This window comes from Neobacillus niacini, from assembly GCF_023715415.1.
In the GTDB taxonomy this organism is placed as follows: Bacteria; Bacillota; Bacilli; order Bacillales; family Cytobacillaceae; genus Neobacillus; species Neobacillus niacini_C.
Map to the genome: position 1 here is coordinate 61,475 of NZ_JAMBOB010000006.1, position 21,719 is coordinate 83,193.

Genomic DNA, 21,719 nt, shown 5'->3' on the forward strand with positions numbered 1-21,719 from the left:
TTGCCATTACACAAAGATAGCTAGATTTCGTGTATTAATAGTCGTTTGGTCGACAATGAAAAAGCGTTTCGATAATTTCCATTCACCATTTTCATAAATAAATTCATCTTGTCGTTCCCCAGATATTAAATCGTGATGAATATCGGTGCTGCGACTTCGGTAAATCATCAAATAGCTGTTGACCACTGCTTTTTCATTTGGTACATAATCTATCAGCCGCACATTGTTCACTAATCTTCTAGTCCGCGAAGGAGGAATTTCAGCCCATGCATAATCCGTTTTTAGACGATCCACACGAATTTTCAATAATTCAATGTCATCATCAAATGCAAACATATCTAAGGCATAATCGGGACGTTCCGTACCCTCTTTATTAACACGAACCGGCATTTGATATTTTAATGTTGGGTGCATTAAACTGAACCACCCGTCAAAATCTATATCATCTATCAGTTTAGCCTCACGATAGAGCCATTGTTCAAATTCATAGGTCGCTAGCATCCTCTCAATTGTCATAACTTCTCCCTCAATCCTTTAATATTTTTTGATAAAGGTAATGAAAAGTGTGAGAGCAATCTCACTTAGTCATTAAGTCAAGCCAGTAACGATAAAAATTTCTTTGATTGGCTTCAGTAAATTTATCATCATAAACGACACCTGGGCCAATGAATTCTGATACTGGTTTACGGTGCAAGCCCATCGTGTAATTAAATGTCAGCTGTTTTACTAATGGCATCGTACCAGAGGCAGCAGCTGTAATATCTGTAAATACTTCTGTGTCATCCTGTTCAAAAATACCTGAAGGACTAAATGTTAGAATAAATGATTCTCGTGATCGTCTTTTCCAATCCTCTGGAGCATTTTTCTCGACTAAAAACCATGTAATTACTTCCATTTTGTCCGCAGCTATTGGTCTCCAAATTCGCATTGAGGTATTAGAGATTAACTGGCCTTTAATTTTTGTATGAGAGATTAAAAACGATAGATTAGGGAAGATATTTCCAATCATATTTTTAAGATTAGATAGAACATCGTATTGTTCTTCTGTTAGATTTGCTTTGTACTCATCCTTTAATTCTTCAGGGAAGGCAAAGTCTGGATTCGGTGTGCCAAGGTTTAAGCCATGCCCATTAGTGGTGTGGATTTGATAGCCTTTTTTTGAATAAGTTGCACTTGGAACCATTCCTAATTTGGCAATAGAACCGTGAGTGACCATAGTATGATAGGAATCACCTACGAAGTTATCTGCACCGATTTTCCAATTGGAATGAATAACAAATCTTTGCGGCGGTCCCATGACTTCCATTTCTGCTCTTCCTGCAAATATATCAATATACCATTTAAAATCGCCTAAAAAAGCATCTAAAGACTCTGCTTCATCATTCCAAGTACCAAATAATAGTCCTTTGTATGACTCCACTCTAATTTTGTGTAAACCCAGCTGAGATTTATCTAAGTCAGCACCGTAAATGTCTTTTTGTAATGGAACACCGACACAATCTCCATTGTTTTTAAAATTAAAGCCGTGGTAAGGACAAGTAAATGATGACTTATTGCCAGCATCTGCACGACAAAGCTTCATCCCCCGGTGTGTACACATATTGTACAGCCCGCGGATTTGATTATCAGCACCTCGAGTAATAATGACAGAATAGCCGGACAAATCCCTTGTGATGAAATCATTTTTGTTTGGAACTTCTGATTCATGTCCAATGAACACCCAAGTTTTTAAAAATACTTTTTTGTGTTCTAAATCATATATCTTTTGATCACCTAGAAGATAGGCAGGAATGGCTCCAGTTTCAGGTTTAACAGTTTCATTTAAGTATTCAATGGCTTCTTTTTGAGACATCTCTTCTAAATCTATGTTCGTTTTGTACATTGCCTTTCCCCCTAAATATAGTTTTTTAACGCCATTCATTCAGGGGAAAAAGAAATAATAACATTTACCCCTGTTTGTTAAAAATTAAGTTTTTCCAAAATAATTTAGCCAACTTGGATAAAAGCATCCTTGTTTTTTAATGTTGACAATACACTAAGAGCAGCCAAATAACTTGTTTTGGGATTATTCGGCATAGGATCATTTTCAACCTTTATAGATAATCTGCCAAAGGATCCTGATGCTTCGATACTATGACTATTTTTCTTAATACCTGGATCAGAAATGATTTTTACTCGGGTTTTATCAGGTCCTAATCCTGCAAGTGACAAAATGATTGAAACATTGATGTTTTTTGGGAATAGCTCAATTGCATCACGAGCAGAACCCTCAAAAAGAACCTGCTCTATATCCAGTGGTGCACCCGGTAAAGCCTGGGGCGGCTTCCTTGTAATAATCGAAACACTGTAGAGTTCACCATTGGATTTCGCAGCTTTTAATACATCTAATCCACCAATTGCACCGGAGGGGAGGTATATTTTTTTTCCATTCTTCTTGCAGATTTCTTCCAGCGATTGAATAAAATTCAAATCACTGAGAGCACCAACACTGCTAAGTATTAAATCCTTACCACTGCTTAGAACCTGACCAGCATACTCTTTCACCACTTCGACAGTAGCAGCTTCAATAACTAAATCTATATTAGACTGTAATAGTGATTGAATATCATTAAATACTTCAGTATTAAATTCAGCTGCTAGCTGCTGAGCCGATTTTGGGTTGCGGGTATAAATGCCAACAATTTTGGAATTTACCAGGAGTTTATTGGTATTAATGCTTTGAAGTAGGAATCTGCCAATGTTTCCACCGCCGATTAAGCCGATATTCATCTGACGTTCCTCCTTATCAGTTGCCTAACCCGTAGGAATCTGCAAAATACTCTAACCCACAGTGCCTTGTTTCACGAGATAATCCACTTTCTTTTAGACCTGGGAAATCAAGATGAAGGTCTTGGAAAACGGTATGATTATTATGAAAAACAGCTCCTGCTTCTAATTGGTCTGCTAATAGGATTGCCAGTTTTTCATCCTCTGTCCAAACCGATGCTCTTAAGCCGAATTCACTGTCATTGGCGAGCTGAACAGCTTCGTCTATATTCGAGAAAGGTAGAATAGGAATAACAGGACCAAATTGTTCTGCACGAACAATTTCACTATCTTGATTTGCACCCGTAATAATCGTTGGTGATATAAAGTAACCTTGATCCCATGATTCAGGGTCTATCTGAATTCCAGTTGAAATGATAGTTGCACCCGAATCTGCTGCACGTTTAATTAACCCTTTAACATAGTCATATTGCGATTTATTATTTAAAGGTCCCATTTCTACATCGGGTTGAATTCCGTTACCCACCCTGATTCTTTGAAATTCCTTCTTTAGCTTTTCTACGACCTCTTCAAATCTTGATTCGTGTACATAAATCCGTTTTATAGCTGAGCATACCTGGCCTGCAGCACGAAGTATACCGAATCGAAGGCGTTTAATACTGTCTTCATCAAGATTGGCATCTTCAAGAATAATGGCTGCATCATTTCCACCCAGTTCCATATACAGGTTCTTTACAGTACCTGAAGCTGCACGCATGATCTCTTTTCCCGTTTCCGTACTGCCCACGAAAGCAATCGTCTTTACTCTTGGCTCAGAACAAAGTGCCTCACCAATTACACTACCCGAGCCTGTTACGACATTTATAACTCCCGCTGGGAAATAGGAAGCTACCACCTTTAAAAATGACATAATTGTCAGAGGACAATTTGTTGCTGGCTTAACCACTACAGTGTTTCCTGTCAATACAGCTGGAATCACTCGCTTAAAAGTTAAAATCATCGGCGAGTTCCAGGGTGAAATAACAGCAGTGACACCACGGGAACGTTTTCGAATTTGCACCTTTTGATTCCCTGGCAATACTTGTGGCTTCCACCATTCAAGAAGTTCATCTGCTGCTTGATGCATAATATCTACACAGCGCAGCAAATCTTTCTTTGCCTCCACTAGTACTTTACCATTCTCACGTACTAGCAAGGTTACATTCTCTTCAACTAGTGCTTTTATTTCCTCAGCTGCTAATTGCATGCTGCTTGCTCGTTCCTCAATATCACTACGGGACCATGTCTTGTATGCCTTTTCGGCAGACGTAATCGCATGATCGACATCTGCTTTGGAGCATAAAGCTACTTCCCCGACAACTTCATCTATATTTGCTGGATTGATGACGTTAGCTTTCTTTTCTGCTTCATACCAATTCCCGCCAATTAAGTACTTTCCTGAAACAAATGGATAAGTTGAAATCATTCTTTTCCCCCCTTAAAGCTTTCTCGGTTTGAATGCATCTGCCGCGCCTGGAGGTCCTCCAAAAGGCTTTGCCATAGGTCCCACAGCTTCCATATCAACCACAATAATAGTTGGCTTCTTTGAATCAACTGCTTTTTCAAGTGCTGTGACAAATTCATCCGGAGAGCCGATTCTAGTAGAATCAAATCCCATAGATTGTCCTAATAGTACAAAATCAGGACTTAAGAGATCGACTGCAACTTGACGTCCGTATGCAGCATCTTGGATATTACGGAGTACACCATAGCCAGCATCATCGAATAATACCACGATTAATGGTAAATTTTCTTGAGCAGCAGTTGCCATTTCTCCTACATTCACCATAAATCCGCCATCACCTGCCATCAACACTACTTGACGGTCTGTGAACGCAATTTGTGCGCCAATGGCTGTAGGTAATCCCTGGCCAATTCCTCCACCAGAAGCATGAATTGAAGTACGAGGTTCATAGATTTCAAATAATCGACTTCCCCACACATTTGCCTGGACGGTTACATCACGTACTAATATAGAATCATGCGGCAATACTTTTCGCATGCCATCTAGAATTTGTTCGTAAGGACCTAGGGTTGCTCGTAACGCTGCTCGTAATTCTTGACGAACCGATTGTACTTCATCTAGATATGCCGGGTCAGGTTTTATTTCTATTTTGGATAAGTCTTGAATGATTGTAGTAAGGATTTGTTTGGCATCCCCTACTAGCCCATTGGTCGCTTCATAGTTTCGATTAATAGCCTGCCAATCTGCATCAATGGCAATATGTTCTGTTGGAACAGATACTTTCCAGTTCGCCGTTTCATTCCCTCTAAATCTTACACCAATACTTATCAATAAATCGGAATCCTTTAATAATTTTTTCGTTAACTCATAGGCAGCAAAGTGACCAATACATTGTGGATGATCCTCTGGAATACTTCCTTTTCCTGATTGACTGGTTATTACAGCCGCACCAATCATTTCAGCTAATTGCTTCAGTTCCTGTGATGCGACTGCGCTAATTACCCCTCCACCTGCCCAAATAACAGGACGGCGGGCATTACTTATTTTGGATATGATTTCTTTGGGTAATGCTATACGGCTCGTTGGTGCTGCGAATCCGACTTCTTCAAGAGTATGATTTTGGATAATTGCAGATTGAAAATCGATGGGAATTTCAAGTGATACTGGTCCTGACGGAGCAGCTAATGCATCTTGAATCGCTTGTCTAACTACAGCAGCTGTTTGCTCCGGTTTTCTTAAACGAAGTGCCTTTTTACAGGCTCCTTCCATCATTGACAACTGATCCTTACATTCGTGAATATATCCTCTTCCCGTACCTAAGTAAGGAGAAGCCACTTCACCAGTTAAATGCAGAACAGGCACACCTGCTGCCCAAGCTTCAATAAGTGAACCTGCAGCATTTCCAGCCCCTGTCCCCGTACTAGTAATGACGACACCCAATTTACCAGTTGCACGGGCATAACCATCAGCCATATTTACTGCTCCGCTTTCACCGCGAGAACAAACGAGGTGAATGCTTCCTTCACGAAGAATTGCATCATAGATTGGCATGTTATGGATGCTGACTATTCCGAAAGCTGTTGTAACACCTGCTCGGACTAATTCTTGTACAATAGCATCTGCCGTTGTAAATTCTATTTGAACTTGTGGACTCATCATTTACTCCTGCCTTTATCCGTATTATAGTGCTTTCCCGAGTGCTCCCGCCGTTTCTATAGTAGAACCCGATACATAGCTTGCTTGTTTAGAGGCTAAAAAGAGAATGACACTTGCAACCTCTTCTGCTTCCCCAACCCGTCCTAGTGGAATATTACGCTTCTTTGCTAAATCAGCGTAATATTCTTCAGGATCCATATCAGGAGCATTTTTCATTCTCCTGCGCTCCCATTGATCAGTTCGTATCAACCCTAAGCTGACTGAGTTTACTAGAATATTATCTGGAGCAAGCTCTTGAGAAAGAGTTTTACTTAAGTTTAATAACCCAGCTCTTGTAGCTGCTGTTGCGATCATATGACGTTCAGGCTCTTTAGCCAGAGTTGCATTGATATTAATAATTCTTCCTCCACCTCTCTTAACGAGGTAAGGATGGGCAGCTTTTATAGCATAAATAATGGCGAAGTATTTTAATTGAATTTGCTCCATCCATTGTTCGTCACTGACATCAAAAAAGTATCCCATTACACTTTGCCCTGCAGAATTTACTAATACATCAATCCCATCAAAGTTAGCTGCAGCACCATTTATAAATGCATTGACATCATCTTTATTCGTAACATCACAGGTTGCAGCATAGATTGAATCTGCAGAACCATGCTGTAATAGGTAATCATATGCTTTTTCTTTTCTCTCGTTATTTCTGCCACATATTGCTACTTTGGCACCTTCTTGGAGGAACAATTCAGCTGCTTTTAACCCAACCCCTGATGTTCCTCCCATAATGACCGCTATTTTTCCTTTTAAACCTAAGTCCATTTCGACACCCCTTATTATCTAACCTTTAGAGCAGTGCTTTCACGTTTACCCATCCAGGATCTGGTTCTCCACCCATCGCCGCGCGGGTTTCTGGTTTTGGAGGTCCAGCAATTCCCCATTGATCCATCAAATGAGGGACACGCTTCCAAACCCGAGCTCTCCATTCACTTTCATCTTCAATCGTCTCCAAATAACAGGTATATTCCATGACAAACTTTGCGGGATCCTGGAAGTAACAGAAAATATTATTACCAGGGCCATGACGTCCTGGTCCCCAAATCTCTTGATATCCAGCCCTCCTTACATTGGCAATTCCACGCATAACTTCATCAACTGTATCTACTTCATAGGCGATATGGTTTACTGAAGCATGTTTATCTTGATTAAATGCAAGTGAATGATGCTTTCGGTTACAGCGAAGGAAGGACATCTGATGCTCGCTCCAATCGGTTACTTTAAAGCCGATAATATTTGTATAAAAATCGGTAATCATATCAAGGTCTGCTGTATTCATTACGACATGGTTAAGTTTAACGGGGTCAACATTTTTCTTGTTCCATATGGTTGTATGCATCTCAACCCATGCGGATAATTCGATACAGCGGTTTTCAGGATCAACAAACCGTAGACCATAACCTTTTCCTTCTTCATCTAGATAACCAGGATCATCTATTATTTTCACACCTTTAGAAGCAAGGAAGTCTGCTGCTCGATCAACGGCATTTTTATCGACCATACCAAAAGCGATATGGTGCAGTCCTCTCTTTTCACCAGCATGTAAGCTTAAGATATGATTTTCTGGGCCAGCACCACGAAAATATACAGTTTTTTCGTCTTGCGCTACTTTATCTAATCCCCAAATTTTTTCATAAAAATCAGCTTGTTCATGTAGAACTGGGGTAATTAATCCAATATGTCTTAAGTGGGTAATACCAACCATATTTACACCTCCATTAATGCTTCTATAACCACAACTGTAACATAATAGGGATGATCCCAATGAAAAATAGAGGACCATCCCCATCAAAGAAGATTTTAAAAAGATATTTTATTTATTTCCGTTGATAATTGCTTCTCTTTCTTTTGCACGTTGGATACGAAGCTCTTCAAGTGCACTGCCTTCTACATAAGTAGGCAGGTTGGGTTTAACGGCCCCAAGCATTACAAGCATTAATGCTTCTTCATCACCATCGTTATGAATGCCGCGGTAAACTCCCGGAGGTGAGCTAATGCAATCCCTTTCATTTAAGCGAATTTCGTGCACTTCATCTTTTCCTACTTCTTGAATAAGCGCTTTCACACTCCCCTTAAGTATAAAGAAAACTTCTTCAACATCATCATGTAAATGCAGGGGACCAATACATCCTGCTGGGAGAACCATTGTGCTAAGTGTGAAATGTTCTGCTGCAATTACATTTGAATCATTATTAGCTGTAGCTCCACGACCGATATATCTCATTTGAGCTCTTTTGTATTTTGGGTCAATTTCTTCTTGAAATTTTAAAACGTTCCAATCTAAACTACGATCTTGTAACCTAGCCACATATTTCTTTTCAAACTCCGCTACATTAAATTTTTCTGCTGCCATTAATAACACTCTCCTATAAATTTTATATTTTTATTATGTTTTAAATATAAAACATTGTTTTCTTTATAAACCAATTTTAAATCCCAATACTTTAATTGTCAATTAAAAATATTGAGAAAATTCAAAACACTTTTTTATATTAGTAACCATTTCTTAAATTATCACTCTATTAGAAGTCACTTTAAGGCTTCTGACATCGTCCGCTTCTTTTTTCAATGTAAAGAGATACGCTGCAAAACCTAATCCTGCTGCCACAATCAACATCACAATCGATGGTCCAAAGTCACCACCTGATAGATCACGAAGCCAGCCCATTATATAACTTGAAAAACCACCTAAAATGTTAGTAAACCCCATCAAGCCAGCAGCACGACCTGCCGTTTCTGGTGTAGAATATTTTACAATAAAAAGATTACTTAAATGGAAAACTCCACCCTGCGTTCCCATTGCTAGTCCCATACAAATTCCTGCAATAACAGGATGTGGAGCAAGTATGGCTAACGTTAAAAAAATTGCAGTCAAACTGAATAATATAGTTGCAAGTAAGCTAGGGCGCTTCGTTTTGTCCGCTAAATATCCGCAAGCTAGTACGAAGCCTAGTGCAAACAGCCAAGATAATGAGGTGATACCCGTCATGGCCTCTCTTGAGAAGCCTTTTGCTTCAACTAAATAGGTAGGTAGCCAAATACTGATTCCAAAAAATAAAAAGGAAGACATAAGCATTCCAAACCATACAATCCAATAACGATAATCTTGGGTAAAGTTTTGTTTTGGCCTTATCTTTTCATTCGGATCGGGAGTTCGAATATACGCTAATTCCTTTTGATCAATACGGTGATGTTCTTCAGGAGTATCTCTCGTTAGAAATACAAACATCGGAATGACGATGAAAAGGTTAAATCCAGCTAAAAAGAAAAATGCAGCTTCCCAATGAAAAGTAGCGATTACTAAGCTTAATATAACCGCTCCGCATGCAGGTCCAAAGTAGTTTCCAGCCAGCCACGAAGATTGAGCTCTTCCAAGTTCGCGATGGTTAAACCAATTGGATATAAATTTCCCGCATACAGGAATCATCATCCCTTCACCAAATCCAAGGATCACACGGCTTACAAGAAACATTTCGTAGGAAGTTGCCAGCCCCCCCAATATCATCGTGAGTGTCCAAATACAGAGGCCCATGATAGCTGTTTTTCTAGCTCCTAGTCTATCAATAATAAAACCCCAAAATAGATTAGAAAAAGCATAGGACACTGTAAAGATGAATGTGATGAAGCCAATCTTTGCGTTCTTATCTGCTCCTGTCAAACCAAGGTCTGCTAGGAAGGACGGATCTGTTTGGATAATTGAAATTCCTAACTTATCAATTTGTCCAAAAAACCAAAAGAAAAAGATTGGGACTGCAATATAAAGCCACCTTTTGTTCCCCATCAACATATAATTCCCCCTTAAATAAATTATGTTTTATATAGGAAACATCGTTTTCCCTTAATTTAATTTTAAATTTATAAGAATATTATGTCAATACATAACCCGAAAAATGTTTCATTATTAAAATGATGTTTTACATACAAAACAACACTATGTTTTAATCAAAAAAAACTTGCGTTTGCAAGCCTTTTCTACTTATCTAGTTTTTCAATTGAAAGCCCATATAGCTGGACAATTTTGCTGATGTTTCTAATGCTCTAGGCAGAGCAACCTTCTCGATGAATTCATTATGGAAGGTTGTTTCAGTAGCTACTACATTAACAGCTGCCAAAACCTTTCCAGTGCGATCAAAAATCGGTGCTGCAACTGATTGAATTCCTAATGTTAATTCTCCTTTAGTAATCGCATATCCTTTATTACGGATTCCTTCTAATTCTTCTTGTAAATCTAGTAAATCCGTTTGAGTCCTATCTGTATATGGTTTTAAGTTTGAACCATATAAAATCATATTTAATTGCTCCTTCGGTTGATAGGCAAGCTGCACCTTCCCATTTGCCGTAGCATGAGCGGGGAGTCTAAGTCCAATATTAACATTAATGGCTGAAATGCCTCTAACAGGGGCGCTCCCCACATAAACAACCTCATGTCCATCCAATATCGAAAGATGACAGGATGCTCCTGTTTCATCTCTTAAGTTTTCAATATACGGCTGCGCAATTTCTGGAAGCTTCAAACTGCTTAAGTATGAAAATCCAATTTCTAAAACCTTAGGGGTTAAACTATATCGCTTAGTGGCTTCATCTTGAGCTAGGTATCCAAGTGATTGAAGAGTATATAACAGCCTAAATGGTACTGTTCGACTTACGTTTAGTTCTTTTGCAATTTCTACCAGCGATAGTGTCTGCCTTTCCTCTCCAAACAACTTTAATATTTCTAATCCTCTTACTAATGCATTGGCATTGTAACGTTCTTTATCATCTTTTGTCAAAAGTTCCTACACCTCCTTCGTGCGGTCTATATACTGCGATTTATTTAAGAAAGTCCAATACAATTTTATTAAAGCTGTTCGGATTTTCCTGATAACATAAATGTCCTGTACCAGGAATGATTACCAATTCTGAATTTTTTAACTGGTTGTGAAAAATCTCTGACTCACTTACCGGTGTTACCTTATCAAATTCTCCACAAATGACAAGTGAGCGAGTCTTAATAGAGGATAACATGTTCATTTGGTTTAAATGAAATAAAGAATATGCTACTGAGCGGTACCCCATAGGTCTTACCTGTGACATAATTCTTTCTGCTTCCTTTTTTACTTCTGGGTCAGGATTGGGCGACAGAAGTTCCTTCACTCTATTCGCAGCAATTTCCTTTGGATCTAATGTATTAATATTATTTAGGCGTGCTGCTAATTTCTTTTGATTTTCTTCCATACTCAAGGATGTGGAGCCCCTTGTTGCATCTGAAATGATTAAATTCTCCACTATTTCAGGAAATCGATAACAAAAATCAAGTGCAATCGCAGAACCCATTGAATGACCTAAGAGGGTTACAGATTTAAAGTTTAGTGCTTCAATAAAGCCTTTTAAAATATCTGCAAACTGACTGAACTCTGTCAATTCCTCTTTAGGGTCTGAACTTTTTCCATATCCAGGCGCATCCCAAGCGATCACCGTATAATTTTCACTTAGCCCAGCTAATTGTTTTCTCCAGGATTGAGAATTGTTCCCCATCCCATGGAGTATGATTATTGGGCTTCCATTTCCTTCTATTTCATAATGAATAGATAAATCCTCAACGGGTAAATATGGCATTTTCTACCTCCTGTAGACTTTTTGTTTTTTCCACAAAACACTGTTTTTCTTTTACATAATATAACATTTTAAAAATTAGTCAACAGAATTTTCAGATTAGTTGAGTTTTTTATGGTTGTAAAAAGACGCAGGACAGGAAAATGTTGTATACTATTAACGAATCTTGTAATTAACTAGCGAATTCAATTGCCTCAACTACCGTTTACTAGGAGTGATATATATGTCTGAAGATAAAAATGATCGATACTTATCCAATTCTCTTGTTAGAGGTTTAGAAATATTAAAGATGTTTAATGGTGACATGCCAACACTTTCATTATCCGAAATAGCTAATAAGCTTAATGTTAGTCGTACTACTCCTTACCGAATCTTGTTCACGCTTCAATCCTTAGGTTATATCAGGCAGGATGAACTAACAAAAAGATATGAACTGACTCCTAAGGTCCTTGAACTAGGGTTCACCTATTTGAATACAATGCCTTTGTTAGACTTAGCGCGGCCCTATTTGGAAGAACTAAGAGATGAAACGGGGTTATCAACACATCTCGGAATACTCGAGGGTAATGAAGTTGCTTATATCGCAAGAGTTCCTGGAAAAGGTGTATCAACTGTCAATGTTACCGTTGGCTCAAGACTTCCTGCACATGCTACGGCTTTAGGCAAGGTATTGCTTGCATTTCAAAAGGAAGAAAAATTAACATTCATGCTTAACGGGAATGAATTAAAATCATATACCGGCAAGACAAAAACAGAACTACTAGCATTAGAAAAAGAATTAGCAGAAATAAAGGAAAAAGGGTATTCTACAAGCGATGAAGAATTTGAAAACGGGATATTTTCTGTTGCTGCTCCAATCTTAAATAGACATGGTCATATTATTGCTGCAATCAATGTCGTAGCACCTGTAGCCGTCTGTAAAGGTGATTTTATTACAGAAACGGTTATTCCAGCATTATTAAAACAAGCAGACCAGCTCTCTTCTTATTCAGGTTACCACCAACATAATTAAGTTTTTAGCAGGGGATATTGTTATCCCCTCCTCATTATTGAAATTTGTTAATGCCAAAAGATAAACTTCTTTTGTATTACATCGAGAATAATACTCATTAAATAACCCACTATAGCAATCAGCATTACGGATGCTAATACATTTTCTTGAACGAGTGATGAAGACATAAAACTTAGTAAATATCCCATTCCTTCTGTTGAACTAATCATTTCTGTCAATATTGAGATAATGAGTGCAAGAGGAAGTGCAATTCTCAAGCCAGTAAAGATAGATGGTGCTGTTGCTGGCAGCAATACCTTCCAAAACATTTTAAGATGATTCGCTCCCATATTCTGTGAAGCCCATACATAGATATGATTTACCCTTAGTGCACCATAATAAGTATTAATAATAATTGGAAATAAGCACTCCAAAACGATTAAGAAAATCTTTGATCCTGAACCAATTCCAAGCATAAAAACTAGAATCGGGTAGAGTGCTACCCTTGGAATGGGATAGCCAATTGAAAGCATCGGCTGCATTAATTTGTTCATTAAATTAAATCGGCTCATCATGATTCCCACTGGGACACCAATCACAGCTGCAATCGTAAATCCACTTAACACACGCACCATGGTTACCGACAAGTTGTCCCAAAGCAGTGATGACAAGGCGAGATCGTACGCTACCCCAATCACAACAAACATGGATGGGAATAGCCTTTCTGGCATAATACCAAGAGCAGCAATAATTTCCCACACAATCAATAATATAAAAATAGATTGATAATCTAAAACTTTATTCCAAATCTTTTTTATCATTCTTTCACCTCTTCAAGTCCCTAGTAAGTTCCGCTCATAATCAACTTGAGATTACGCCTTATTAACATCCCACCATAATACTTTGCCTCGAATCGTAAGTAACAGTTTATCAAAGATAAATCCCAGTAATCCGATAAATGCTACACCAGCAAACATATAGTCTGTTCTTCCCCCGAGATCAGCATTTAGAATCAGGAAACCTAATCCAAAACCGTTTGCAGCACCAATAATCTCTGATGAAAACATCATGACAAAGGTCAATCCTAATGAAACTCTTAATCCATCAAATATCTTTGGAAGTGTAACAGGAAATACAATTTTTCGTAATAATTGAAAAGTACTTGCACCCATATTTTGTCCTGACCAAAGATAGACTTGCTTGATGGATTTTACCCCGTCTCTTGTTGCAACAAAGCATGGAAAAAACGCTGTTAAAAAAATAATTAAAATCCTGGTTGTATCCGATATTCCAAACCAAACCATTAAAATAGGGAGTAATGCAATCTTTGGTATTGGGTTTAACGTGTTTACAATTGGATCAAAAAATGTTCCCACTCTTCGATAGTACCCTGCTAAGATCCCTAGAGTAACACCCACGATAACAACTAACAAAAAGCCCATTAGTGATCTAAAAAGACTTGAACCAATATGATTTAATAAATCACCATCTAGCCAAAGTTCACCCATTGATTTAAAAATGGCCAAAGGGCTGGATAAGTAGGTTGGGAACCATTGAAAGACAGCTAGGAGTTCCCATATTAAAAATATGGCCAATAGCTCAATAACAGCAATCATTCGGAGAAGTTTATTATCCATTGACTACCTCCGATACAATTTGGACTGGTTTATGATGCTCTTGATGAAGTAGATCCCAAATTTGATTACGATAATCTCTGAATTCAGGTGATTTATAGAGATTTAAATCTCGAGGTCGAGGAAACTTAATGTCGATAACCTCTGAAATGACTGCTGGCCTGCCAGAAAACACGACAACGGTATCACTTAAAAAAACGGCTTCTTCGATATCATGAGTAACAAACAAAACACTTTTTTTCGATTCACTCCAGATTCGAAGCAATTCCACTTGCATTTCCTCTCTTGTTTGTGCATCTAAAGCACCAAATGGTTCATCCATCAATAACACTTCAGGATCAAAGGCTAGTATCCGCGCTAGCGAAATTCTCTGTCTCATCCCGCCCGATAGCTGCGAAGGTAATTGATTTCGAAATTCCCATAAGCGGACCAATTTTAAATATCTTTCAACAATCTCGTTTTTTTCCTTCTTCGGCATCCCTTGGATGTCTAATCCCCAAGCAACATTATCAAATACATTCAACCATGGAAACAAGGCAGATTCCTGAAACATCATTCCCCTGTCAGGGCCTGGCTTTTCAACTTCTTTTCCTCTTACTTTCACTTTACCGGAGGACTTTTCAATAAATCCCCCGACAATGTGTAAAAATGTGCTTTTTCCGCAGCCGCTCGGCCCAACGATACTAACAAATTTACCTTCAGGAATCGTTAAACTTACATCTTTTATCGCAACAGTATCTTCATTTTTAGTCGAATAAACTTTTCTCAAATTCTCAATTTCCATCGCAGCGTTCTTTTTGGTCATTAGTACTCCTCCTATTTATAAATGCGAGGACAAATGTCCCCGCATTACTTATTCAGATGGCAGCAATGAGGTATCAATTAAATCATCAAGATCAATCTTTTTCTCAATCCACTTATCTTTTAACATAAGTTCCTGAACTTTCTCCCAACCATCACGGTTAATATAAGCAGAACGATTATTATCGGTCATGTTAACATAGATTTTTGGGTCAGCCTGTACCTTTTTCGTTTTATCAATGATCTTCTGTCTCGCTTCTGGACCATTTTCGTGGTAATACTTTACGATATTTGCATAGTCTGCTAAGAAATCTTTTACAGCTTGCTTATTTTCCTTAATAAAGTCTGGATGTAAAAACATAACGAGGAAATCTTCATCGAAAGGAACACCTGTTTTAGAGGTAAAAATGGTTTTGAACTCACCACTCTCTTCTGCAGCAGCACCAAATGGCTGCGGGAACATCCCTAAATCAATTTTTTTAGATTTGACTGCTTCCGTCATGGCTGGTATTGGAGTTATTGCATATTTCACATCTTTATCTGGATCTAAACCTGCCGATCTTAATGCACTACGAACCCACATATCAGTTGGAGATTTAAAATCAGAAAGCCCGATTGTTTTCCCTTTAAGGTCCTTAATGTCATTAATTTCTGAATCTTTTAATGTCATGAAAGCTGAATTGAATCCTACATCTGGTGTATCTTTTGAAACTACGGCTACTACTTTCATCTCAACCCCTTGAGAGCTCGATAGAATTGCCGCACCTTGTCCTAATGTTCCCCCATCAATTTGATCTGCTTGATAAGCATTCAATCTATCAGCATTCGCTCTAAATTGGGAGAGATTAAGTTTATATGTTTTTCCAAGATTTTCAGCCAATGATGGATCTGCTTCAAATAGCCAAATTGGTTCTTCCGTTGCAAATCCGCCGCCAAAGTTAATTTCTACAACTCCTCCATCTTTTTTCTCTTCTGTTCCTGAAGACTTTTCATCGGAACACGCTGCAAGCATGAAGGCTAGTGTGATTAAACCGAAGAATAATAAGTACTTTTTCACAAAGAACAACTCCCATTCTTTCTCAAATTGTAAAAACCCCTGACATCCCCCTGCTAATTCCATCCTATTTGTTCCAATTTCAAATTTCATATTAATATAAAAGGCAAAAAAATTAGAGTTATCTCACTATCACTCTCCTTTCATGTTTCATATACAAAAACAAGTTTTGCTATATATACATTGTAATGACAGTTGGAATAGTAGTCAATCAATTTATTTGAAAATATATAATTTTCAGTTAACCACAAACAAAAAAAAAGCCTCCAATTTCCTGAGACTTTTCAACTTTAAAGATATTCCATAAAGCTAGTGTGATGGATATAATTTTCATTTACATGCTTTTTGATTGTTTGAACCGCTTTCTCTTTATCCCTTTCACGAAATGCTTCAATCAGCTGGAGATGTTCATTTGTCCGCTCCTTATACCAAACTGAATCAAATGGACGTACAGTCCCATCACCTTGTATTGATAAGAATGAAATCCGCATCGAAAGCCATAATGAGTCTGTAAACTTCTTCATAAAATAGTTTCCAGAATAAGAATAAATCATCTGATGAAATTCAATGTTCAAATGAGTACCCCTAATAAAGTCATTGGTTTTTAAGGTATTTATCATTTTCTCAGTGGACCATTCTAATTCTCTTATCCCGTCTTCTGTTATTAATTCACAAGCTTTAGAAACAGCAAATGCTTCAAGAACTTCTCTAATTTCAAATTCTTGTTTTAACAATTCAAAGTTAATCGGTGCTATTTCCATTCCTATTCCAGGTTTCACCATCAGCAACCCTTCTTGCTCTAACTTTCTTAATGCTTCCCGTACAGGAGTACGGCTACAGTTACACTTATTTGCCAAATCATCTTCCGTAACTCGATCTCCTGGCAATAATTTCCCTTCAATAATTGCATTTTTCACAATAAGAAAGATTGCCTCACGCAGTGGTTTGGAAGAATAGCGTTCTAACTCTCTTTCAAAATGATATTGCTGCTGTTTCTCCATTTAAATTCTCCTTCAATAAACACCTTAATCAACTACTACTTTATTATACTCCAAGGTATTTGTGAAGAATTTCATCACTATTTAATAGCACATCAGGAGTACCTTCCCAAACAATATGCCCTTTATTCATGACCAACACGCGGTCCGCTACATCACATGCAAGCCTTAAATTTTGCTCAACAACAAGTATCGATAAACCTGTCTTTTTCAAATCCCTAATTATATCTGTAATTTGATCAATAATAACAGGAGCAAGACCTTCTGAAGGTTCATCCATTAGAATTAGCTGTGGATTGGTTATTAATGCTCTTCCGATTGCTAACATTTGCTGCTGCCCGCCCGATAACTCATTACCCATATTTTGTTCTCGTAGCTTTAACGCTGGGAACAATTCATATACCTCATCAATTGTCCAATATTTCAAGCCTTTTTCTTTATGTTTAATAGGCCGGCTTGGCATTAGGAGGTTTTCTTTTACGGTAAGAGAAGAAAAGACCCTTCTGCCCTGTGGAACTAATGCCATATGCAGTTTTGAGATTTTATTTGCTGGTAAACCTTCAATAGAATGATCCTTAAAGCGAATCTTTCCTTTTTTCGATGGTGTTAAACCGGAAATAGTGTGAATCGTTGTGGTCTTACCCGCACCATTTCGACCTAAAAGTGCAACACACTCACCTTCAGAAACAGTGAAATTAACCCCTTGTAAAATATGGCTATTTCCATAATACGTGTGAACATCTTCTAAACTAAGCATGGTTTCGGGCACCTCCACCAAAGTATATTTCTTGAATCATTTCATTCCCGCGAACTTCTTCTGGAGTGCCTGATAGAATCGTTTCTCCATGATGTAAAACCGTTATCCGATCAGCTGTACTAAATACTACCTCCATATCGTGTTCAATCATTAATAAAGTAACAGAACGAGGTATCTTTTTAATTAATTCTGTCGTCCTCACTGTTTCAGATGGTGACATACCAGATGTAGGTTCATCTAAAAGCAGGATTTTCGGTTTCGCACAAAGGGCTAACATAATTTCTAGAACCCGTTGTTCACCATAGGACAAATTTTTTACTTTTACATATCTTCTATCCTGCATTTCCCATTGAAGTAACATCTCTTTTGATTCTCTTTTAATATCTAAATACTCAGATAAACTTTTGAAAAAATTCATCTTATATGGTTTTTCAGATAGAATGGCTAAGTAAATATTTTCTTCAACAGTTAAATCATTGAATAAATTATTTTTTTGAAATGTTCTTGCCATCCCTAAGTGAACCCGTTCATGTGAGGGTACATCCTTAATCAATTTTCCTTCTAAAAAAACATCCCCAGACTCAAACTTGAGCGTTCCATAGAGACAATTGATAAAAGTGGTTTTTCCGGCACCATTAGGTCCGATAATGACATGGCGTTCACCTTGCTGCAATTCTATCGTCGCGTCTTTTAAGACATTGATAGCTTTAAAGGATTTATTTAGCTTTTCCACTTTCATTAAGCTCAATGATTGTCGCCCCCTTTTTATCCACTAATAAATTTTTACTAGGCATCAGTTTTTTTCCAACTATTTGAAGTAATTGTAAGATTCCGCCGCGATTATAGAGAACAATTACAATAAATAGCAGCCCCATGATTAATGACCAGCGGTCCGTCATCGTGCTAATATAGTTCTGGAGGAAAATAAACACACCTGCTCCAATAACTGGGCCAAACAATGTTCCTAAACCGCCTATGAAGACCATAATAAGCACAGTGGTAGCCATATGGACACTAAATAATTCAGGACTTGCAAACTGCGTTTTAAAAATGTATAAACCGCCAGCTAATCCTGCTAATCCTCCTGCAAACACATAGGCGATAATTTGGTACTTTTTCACATTATAGCCAAGTGCAATCATCCGACCTTCGTTTTCCATAACCCCTTTTAAACCTTTTCCTAGCGGTGAGTTAACAAATAATCGAAGAACAAAATAAGATAGGATGAAAAAAGCACCGGCAAAATAGAACAAGCTTAATGGAGATACAAGCTCCATGAATCCAAGGTTGGGCTTAACCGATGTTCCAAGCCCATCCGCTCCACCCCATAAGTCCGATTGGCGAAAAAAGAGAAATAGCATTTGGGTAATGGCTAATGTAATCATCAAGAAGAAGATTCCTTTATTCCGTACAGCTATTAATCCTGTTAATAGCGCAAAAATACCTGAGAGAATAATAGCCGCCGGCAGCAGGATATAGATGCTTGTTACATATTGGCTTAATACGGCAACCGTATATGCGCCAATACCGAAGAATGCACTATGTCCAAGAGATTGTAAACCTCCGAATCCCATAATCAAACCAAGACTCATAGCAAAAATCGCCATAATTAACACTTCTGTCAACATAAATAGAACAAATGGTGAGATAACAAAAGGAAGTGCACAAATACTTACAGCGAGTAACAATGTGACAATGATTGATTTTTTCATGATTCCACCCTTCCAAATAACCCTGTTGGCTTAAACATTAACACGATGACCATCACAACAAAAATCAACAATACAGACACATCAGGGAGATAAATTTTGCCAAAAGAATCAATAATTCCGATTAGAATTGCTCCAATAAATGCCCCTTTCCAACTTCCAAGACCACCTATTAGTACAATTACGAGAGAGTTAACTAATATTTCAAATTCCATTTTTGGATACATACCTAAAATGGGACCACTCAACACGCCGCCAATAGCTGCAAGTGCTGCACCAAATAGGAAAACAGCTGAAAAAATTAATTTGATATTAAAACCTAAAGCACCAACCATTTCCATATCATCAACGCCAGCCCGGATAATCATCCCGACTTTTGTTTTAGTTTCAAAATACCAAAGAAGGACTGCACAAATAATACCAATTGCTATAACAAATAATCGATAGATTGGAAAACTACTTTCACTAATAGCAAATGAAAAGTCCAAAATGGATGGTACCGGTATAGAAAGGAAGTCCCCACCCCAAATCCAGAGCGTAATATCTCCAATAACAAAGATTAGTCCCAATGTTAATAGGACCTGTGAGGCTTCGTTGCCATGAAATCTTGAAATTAGGAATTTTTCTAGAAGCAATGCCAGTACTGTTACACAAATGGTAGAGAGAAGCAAAGCCAGCCAGAAGTTCATCCCTCTGCTGATCATGGCATATGCTACATAGGATCCAAAAAGGAAGAAGGAACCATGAGCCAGGTTTATGATTCTCATTAATCCAAAGACTATTGATAAACCACTAGCCATTAAAAATAGCAGCATTCCATATGTTAATCCTGATAATGTATTGACGATAAAAAGATCCATGGATTCATCTCCTTGGTCGAAATATATTCTTTTTTAAAAGAGGCTGACCCTAATAACGAGCCAGCCTTTTTTAGTAGAAATCTAGTATTTTTTATATCCTACGTTTTCTTTAGGCATTTCGATATTTTCATATGTTTTGATTAATTCAAATGTAATTTCTCCATTCATTTCTTTACCTTCGATAACGTACATATTTTGAATTAATGTATGTGTAACAGGGTCCATTTCGATTGGACCACGCGGGCTATCAATAGTAACACCTTTTTTCAGAACACTAACTAGCTTTTCACCATCTAGGCTGCCAGCCTCTTTGACCACTTGAGAAATTAATTTACCAGTATCATAGCCGTTTACTACATAGTTATCTGGAATTTTGTTGAATTTAGCTTGGTAAGCTTTCACGAATTTTTCATTGACTTCATTTTCGAGTTCAGGGAAATAGTTTGTAATCATTTTCCCGCCAACAACAGCATTACCAACCGCTTTAATATTGAACGGTGCATTTAATAATGAACCACCTTCAACTAGGGTGTATTTATCCTGTAAGCCGAATGATTGATACTGCTGTATAAAACGTGAACCATCTGCTCCAGGAATAAACATAAAGACAGCCTCAGGATTCGCTTTATCAATTTGTGTTAAATAGGAAGAAAAGTCACTTGTTCCAAGCGGTGCCCAAACAATGTCACTTACCTTGCCGCCACCCTCTTCAAAACTAGGTATGAAATCAGTTACAATTTCATGTCCTGCTACATAATCAGAGGCAATAATCACTGCATTTTTCCCTACCCCTTCAGCAGTGAACTTTCCGGAAATAGAAGCATACTGCCATGCAGAGAAACTCGTTCTCCAAACATAATCACTCTTTTTCTCCCATGACATGACGTCAGTTGAACCTACAACATTGATTAATGGAACTTTTTTGTCAGCGTCTACTTTATCCCTTAACGCTAAGGCGATACTACCAACAGTTCCACCGCCAACAATATTTACCCCTTGATTTAATGTTAATTGTTCATATTTACGAAGGGCTGCTTGCGGATCACCTGCATCATCTTCAAAAATCAATTCAACCTTACGGCCATCGATTTCTGGGTTTTCTTCAAAGAAGAGCTCAATACCTTCTTTAACCGGAGTACCCATTGATGCAAAGTTACCTGTTAGAGAAAGAATAAATCCTAACTTTACCGGGTCCTTGGAATCTCCTTCTTCCTCTTTGTTACCACTACTACTGCTGCTATCGATTGCACTACCACTACAAGCTGCTAAGAAAAGAAGACTAAAAACTGCTAAGATTTGAAAAAATTTAACCACCGTTTTTTTCATTTTTCATGCCCCCTAATTTT

22 protein-coding genes are annotated in these 21,719 nt (G+C 37.9%); 1 reads left to right on the forward strand and 21 read right to left on the reverse strand.

All coding sequences use genetic code 11. The annotated features are described in order from the left end of the window. Positions 1 to 6: 6 nt before the first annotated feature. From M3189_RS14890 to M3189_RS14940, 11 genes are all read right to left on the reverse strand, one after another. Positions 7 to 516, reverse strand: a complete 510-nt coding sequence (locus M3189_RS14890) for an aromatic-ring-hydroxylating dioxygenase subunit beta (protein WP_251634871.1) — start codon at positions 514 to 516, stop codon at positions 7 to 9. A 61-nt stretch (positions 517 to 577) separates the two neighbouring features. After that, complete coding sequence (locus M3189_RS14895; RefSeq protein WP_251634872.1) at positions 578 to 1,882, reverse strand: aromatic ring-hydroxylating dioxygenase subunit alpha; 1,305 nt, start codon at positions 1,880 to 1,882, stop codon at positions 578 to 580. 104 nt (positions 1,883 to 1,986) lie between these two features. After that, positions 1,987 to 2,769 (reverse strand): aspartate dehydrogenase, encoded by a 783-nt coding sequence (nadX, locus tag M3189_RS14900; protein WP_251634873.1) that lies wholly within the window; start codon positions 2,767 to 2,769, stop codon positions 1,987 to 1,989. A gap of 16 nt (positions 2,770 to 2,785) precedes the next feature. After that, positions 2,786 to 4,231 (reverse strand): aldehyde dehydrogenase family protein, encoded by a 1,446-nt coding sequence (locus M3189_RS14905; RefSeq protein WP_251634874.1) that lies wholly within the window; start codon positions 4,229 to 4,231, stop codon positions 2,786 to 2,788. Positions 4,232 to 4,243: 12 nt separating this feature from the next. Next, positions 4,244 to 5,926: a thiamine pyrophosphate-binding protein gene (locus M3189_RS14910; protein WP_251634875.1), complete on the reverse strand. Its 1,683-nt coding sequence runs from the start codon at positions 5,924 to 5,926 to the stop codon at positions 4,244 to 4,246. A 24-nt stretch (positions 5,927 to 5,950) separates the two neighbouring features. Beyond that, entirely contained in the window at positions 5,951 to 6,742 is a 792-nt protein-coding gene (locus M3189_RS14915; protein WP_251634876.1) for an SDR family oxidoreductase, read from the reverse strand. A gap of 25 nt (positions 6,743 to 6,767) precedes the next feature. Next, positions 6,768 to 7,682: a VOC family protein gene (locus M3189_RS14920; RefSeq protein WP_251634877.1), complete on the reverse strand. Its 915-nt coding sequence runs from the start codon at positions 7,680 to 7,682 to the stop codon at positions 6,768 to 6,770. A gap of 108 nt (positions 7,683 to 7,790) precedes the next feature. After that, complete coding sequence (locus tag M3189_RS14925; RefSeq protein ID WP_251634878.1) at positions 7,791 to 8,330, reverse strand: cupin domain-containing protein; 540 nt, start codon at positions 8,328 to 8,330, stop codon at positions 7,791 to 7,793. Positions 8,331 to 8,483: 153 nt separating this feature from the next. Further along, positions 8,484 to 9,764 (reverse strand): MFS transporter, encoded by a 1,281-nt coding sequence (locus M3189_RS14930; RefSeq protein ID WP_251634879.1) that lies wholly within the window; start codon positions 9,762 to 9,764, stop codon positions 8,484 to 8,486. A gap of 193 nt (positions 9,765 to 9,957) precedes the next feature. Continuing rightward, positions 9,958 to 10,746: an IclR family transcriptional regulator gene (locus tag M3189_RS14935; RefSeq protein WP_251634880.1), complete on the reverse strand. Its 789-nt coding sequence runs from the start codon at positions 10,744 to 10,746 to the stop codon at positions 9,958 to 9,960. Positions 10,747 to 10,786: 40 nt separating this feature from the next. Continuing rightward, positions 10,787 to 11,572: an alpha/beta fold hydrolase gene (locus M3189_RS14940; protein WP_251634881.1), complete on the reverse strand. Its 786-nt coding sequence runs from the start codon at positions 11,570 to 11,572 to the stop codon at positions 10,787 to 10,789. Between the two features lie 220 nt (positions 11,573 to 11,792). Between M3189_RS14940 and M3189_RS14945 the strand changes: the two genes are divergently transcribed. Beyond that, a complete protein-coding gene (locus M3189_RS14945) occupies positions 11,793 to 12,581 on the forward strand; it encodes an IclR family transcriptional regulator (protein WP_251634882.1) in 789 nt (262 codons plus the stop codon). Positions 12,582 to 12,628: 47 nt separating this feature from the next. On the opposite strand, the gene M3189_RS14950 is transcribed toward M3189_RS14945, so the two are convergent. The 10 genes from M3189_RS14950 to M3189_RS14995 form a co-directional block, all read right to left on the reverse strand. Further along, entirely contained in the window at positions 12,629 to 13,381 is a 753-nt protein-coding gene (locus tag M3189_RS14950) for an ABC transporter permease (protein ID WP_251634883.1), read from the reverse strand. A 51-nt stretch (positions 13,382 to 13,432) separates the two neighbouring features. Next, positions 13,433 to 14,197 carry an ABC transporter permease gene (locus tag M3189_RS14955; protein WP_251634884.1) on the reverse strand — a complete coding sequence of 255 codons (765 nt, stop codon included), beginning with the start codon at positions 14,195 to 14,197 and terminating at the stop codon, positions 13,433 to 13,435. After that, positions 14,190 to 14,999: an ABC transporter ATP-binding protein gene (locus tag M3189_RS14960; protein ID WP_251634885.1), complete on the reverse strand. Its 810-nt coding sequence runs from the start codon at positions 14,997 to 14,999 to the stop codon at positions 14,190 to 14,192. Before M3189_RS14960 ends, M3189_RS14955 begins: the two co-directional genes overlap by 8 nt. A gap of 48 nt (positions 15,000 to 15,047) precedes the next feature. Next, the gene (locus tag M3189_RS14965; protein ID WP_251634886.1) at positions 15,048 to 16,052 is read right to left on the reverse strand and encodes an ABC transporter substrate-binding protein; all 1,005 of its coding nucleotides are present in this window, start codon (positions 16,050 to 16,052) and stop codon (positions 15,048 to 15,050) included. A 287-nt stretch (positions 16,053 to 16,339) separates the two neighbouring features. Next, a complete protein-coding gene (locus tag M3189_RS14970; RefSeq protein WP_251634887.1) occupies positions 16,340 to 17,050 on the reverse strand; it encodes a GntR family transcriptional regulator in 711 nt (236 codons plus the stop codon). A 43-nt stretch (positions 17,051 to 17,093) separates the two neighbouring features. After that, positions 17,094 to 17,804: an ABC transporter ATP-binding protein gene (locus M3189_RS14975; protein ID WP_251634888.1), complete on the reverse strand. Its 711-nt coding sequence runs from the start codon at positions 17,802 to 17,804 to the stop codon at positions 17,094 to 17,096. Then, entirely contained in the window at positions 17,797 to 18,543 is a 747-nt protein-coding gene (locus M3189_RS14980; protein ID WP_251635563.1) for an ABC transporter ATP-binding protein, read from the reverse strand. Before M3189_RS14980 ends, M3189_RS14975 begins: the two co-directional genes overlap by 8 nt. After that, positions 18,521 to 19,516 carry a branched-chain amino acid ABC transporter permease gene (locus M3189_RS14985; protein ID WP_251634889.1) on the reverse strand — a complete coding sequence of 332 codons (996 nt, stop codon included), beginning with the start codon at positions 19,514 to 19,516 and terminating at the stop codon, positions 18,521 to 18,523. Before M3189_RS14985 ends, M3189_RS14980 begins: the two co-directional genes overlap by 23 nt. After that, the gene (locus tag M3189_RS14990) at positions 19,513 to 20,373 is read right to left on the reverse strand and encodes a branched-chain amino acid ABC transporter permease (RefSeq protein ID WP_251634890.1); all 861 of its coding nucleotides are present in this window, start codon (positions 20,371 to 20,373) and stop codon (positions 19,513 to 19,515) included. The genes M3189_RS14985 and M3189_RS14990 overlap by 4 nt, the downstream gene beginning before the upstream one ends. Before the next feature lie 81 nt (positions 20,374 to 20,454). Beyond that, positions 20,455 to 21,699: an ABC transporter substrate-binding protein gene (locus tag M3189_RS14995; RefSeq protein WP_251634891.1), complete on the reverse strand. Its 1,245-nt coding sequence runs from the start codon at positions 21,697 to 21,699 to the stop codon at positions 20,455 to 20,457. Positions 21,700 to 21,719: the final 20 nt, after the last annotated feature.

Coding starts and splice junctions, on each gene's coding strand:
- M3189_RS14890 (WP_251634871.1), bottom strand. CDS start 516: ATGACAATTGAGAGGATGCTAGCGACCTATGAATTTGAACAATGGCTC.
- M3189_RS14895 (WP_251634872.1), bottom strand. CDS start 1,882: ATGTACAAAACGAACATAGATTTAGAAGAGATGTCTCAAAAAGAAGCC.
- nadX (WP_251634873.1), bottom strand. CDS start 2,769: ATGAATATCGGCTTAATCGGCGGTGGAAACATTGGCAGATTCCTACTT.
- M3189_RS14905 (WP_251634874.1), bottom strand. CDS start 4,231: ATGATTTCAACTTATCCATTTGTTTCAGGAAAGTACTTAATTGGCGGG.
- M3189_RS14910 (WP_251634875.1), bottom strand. CDS start 5,926: ATGAGTCCACAAGTTCAAATAGAATTTACAACGGCAGATGCTATTGTA.
- M3189_RS14915 (WP_251634876.1), bottom strand. CDS start 6,742: ATGGACTTAGGTTTAAAAGGAAAAATAGCGGTCATTATGGGAGGAACA.
- M3189_RS14920 (WP_251634877.1), bottom strand. CDS start 7,682: ATGGTTGGTATTACCCACTTAAGACATATTGGATTAATTACCCCAGTT.
- M3189_RS14925 (WP_251634878.1), bottom strand. CDS start 8,330: ATGGCAGCAGAAAAATTTAATGTAGCGGAGTTTGAAAAGAAATATGTG.
- M3189_RS14930 (WP_251634879.1), bottom strand. CDS start 9,764: ATGTTGATGGGGAACAAAAGGTGGCTTTATATTGCAGTCCCAATCTTT.
- M3189_RS14940 (WP_251634881.1), bottom strand. CDS start 11,572: ATGCCATATTTACCCGTTGAGGATTTATCTATTCATTATGAAATAGAA.
- M3189_RS14945 (WP_251634882.1), top strand. CDS start 11,793: ATGTCTGAAGATAAAAATGATCGATACTTATCCAATTCTCTTGTTAGA.
- M3189_RS14950 (WP_251634883.1), bottom strand. CDS start 13,381: ATGATAAAAAAGATTTGGAATAAAGTTTTAGATTATCAATCTATTTTT.
- M3189_RS14955 (WP_251634884.1), bottom strand. CDS start 14,197: ATGGATAATAAACTTCTCCGAATGATTGCTGTTATTGAGCTATTGGCC.
- M3189_RS14960 (WP_251634885.1), bottom strand. CDS start 14,999: ATGACCAAAAAGAACGCTGCGATGGAAATTGAGAATTTGAGAAAAGTT.
- M3189_RS14970 (WP_251634887.1), bottom strand. CDS start 17,050: ATGGAGAAACAGCAGCAATATCATTTTGAAAGAGAGTTAGAACGCTAT.
- M3189_RS14975 (WP_251634888.1), bottom strand. CDS start 17,804: ATGCTTAGTTTAGAAGATGTTCACACGTATTATGGAAATAGCCATATT.
- M3189_RS14980 (WP_251635563.1), bottom strand. CDS start 18,543: ATGAAAGTGGAAAAGCTAAATAAATCCTTTAAAGCTATCAATGTCTTA.
- M3189_RS14985 (WP_251634889.1), bottom strand. CDS start 19,516: ATGAAAAAATCAATCATTGTCACATTGTTACTCGCTGTAAGTATTTGT.
- M3189_RS14990 (WP_251634890.1), bottom strand. CDS start 20,373: ATGGATCTTTTTATCGTCAATACATTATCAGGATTAACATATGGAATG.
- M3189_RS14995 (WP_251634891.1), bottom strand. CDS start 21,699: ATGAAAAAAACGGTGGTTAAATTTTTTCAAATCTTAGCAGTTTTTAGT.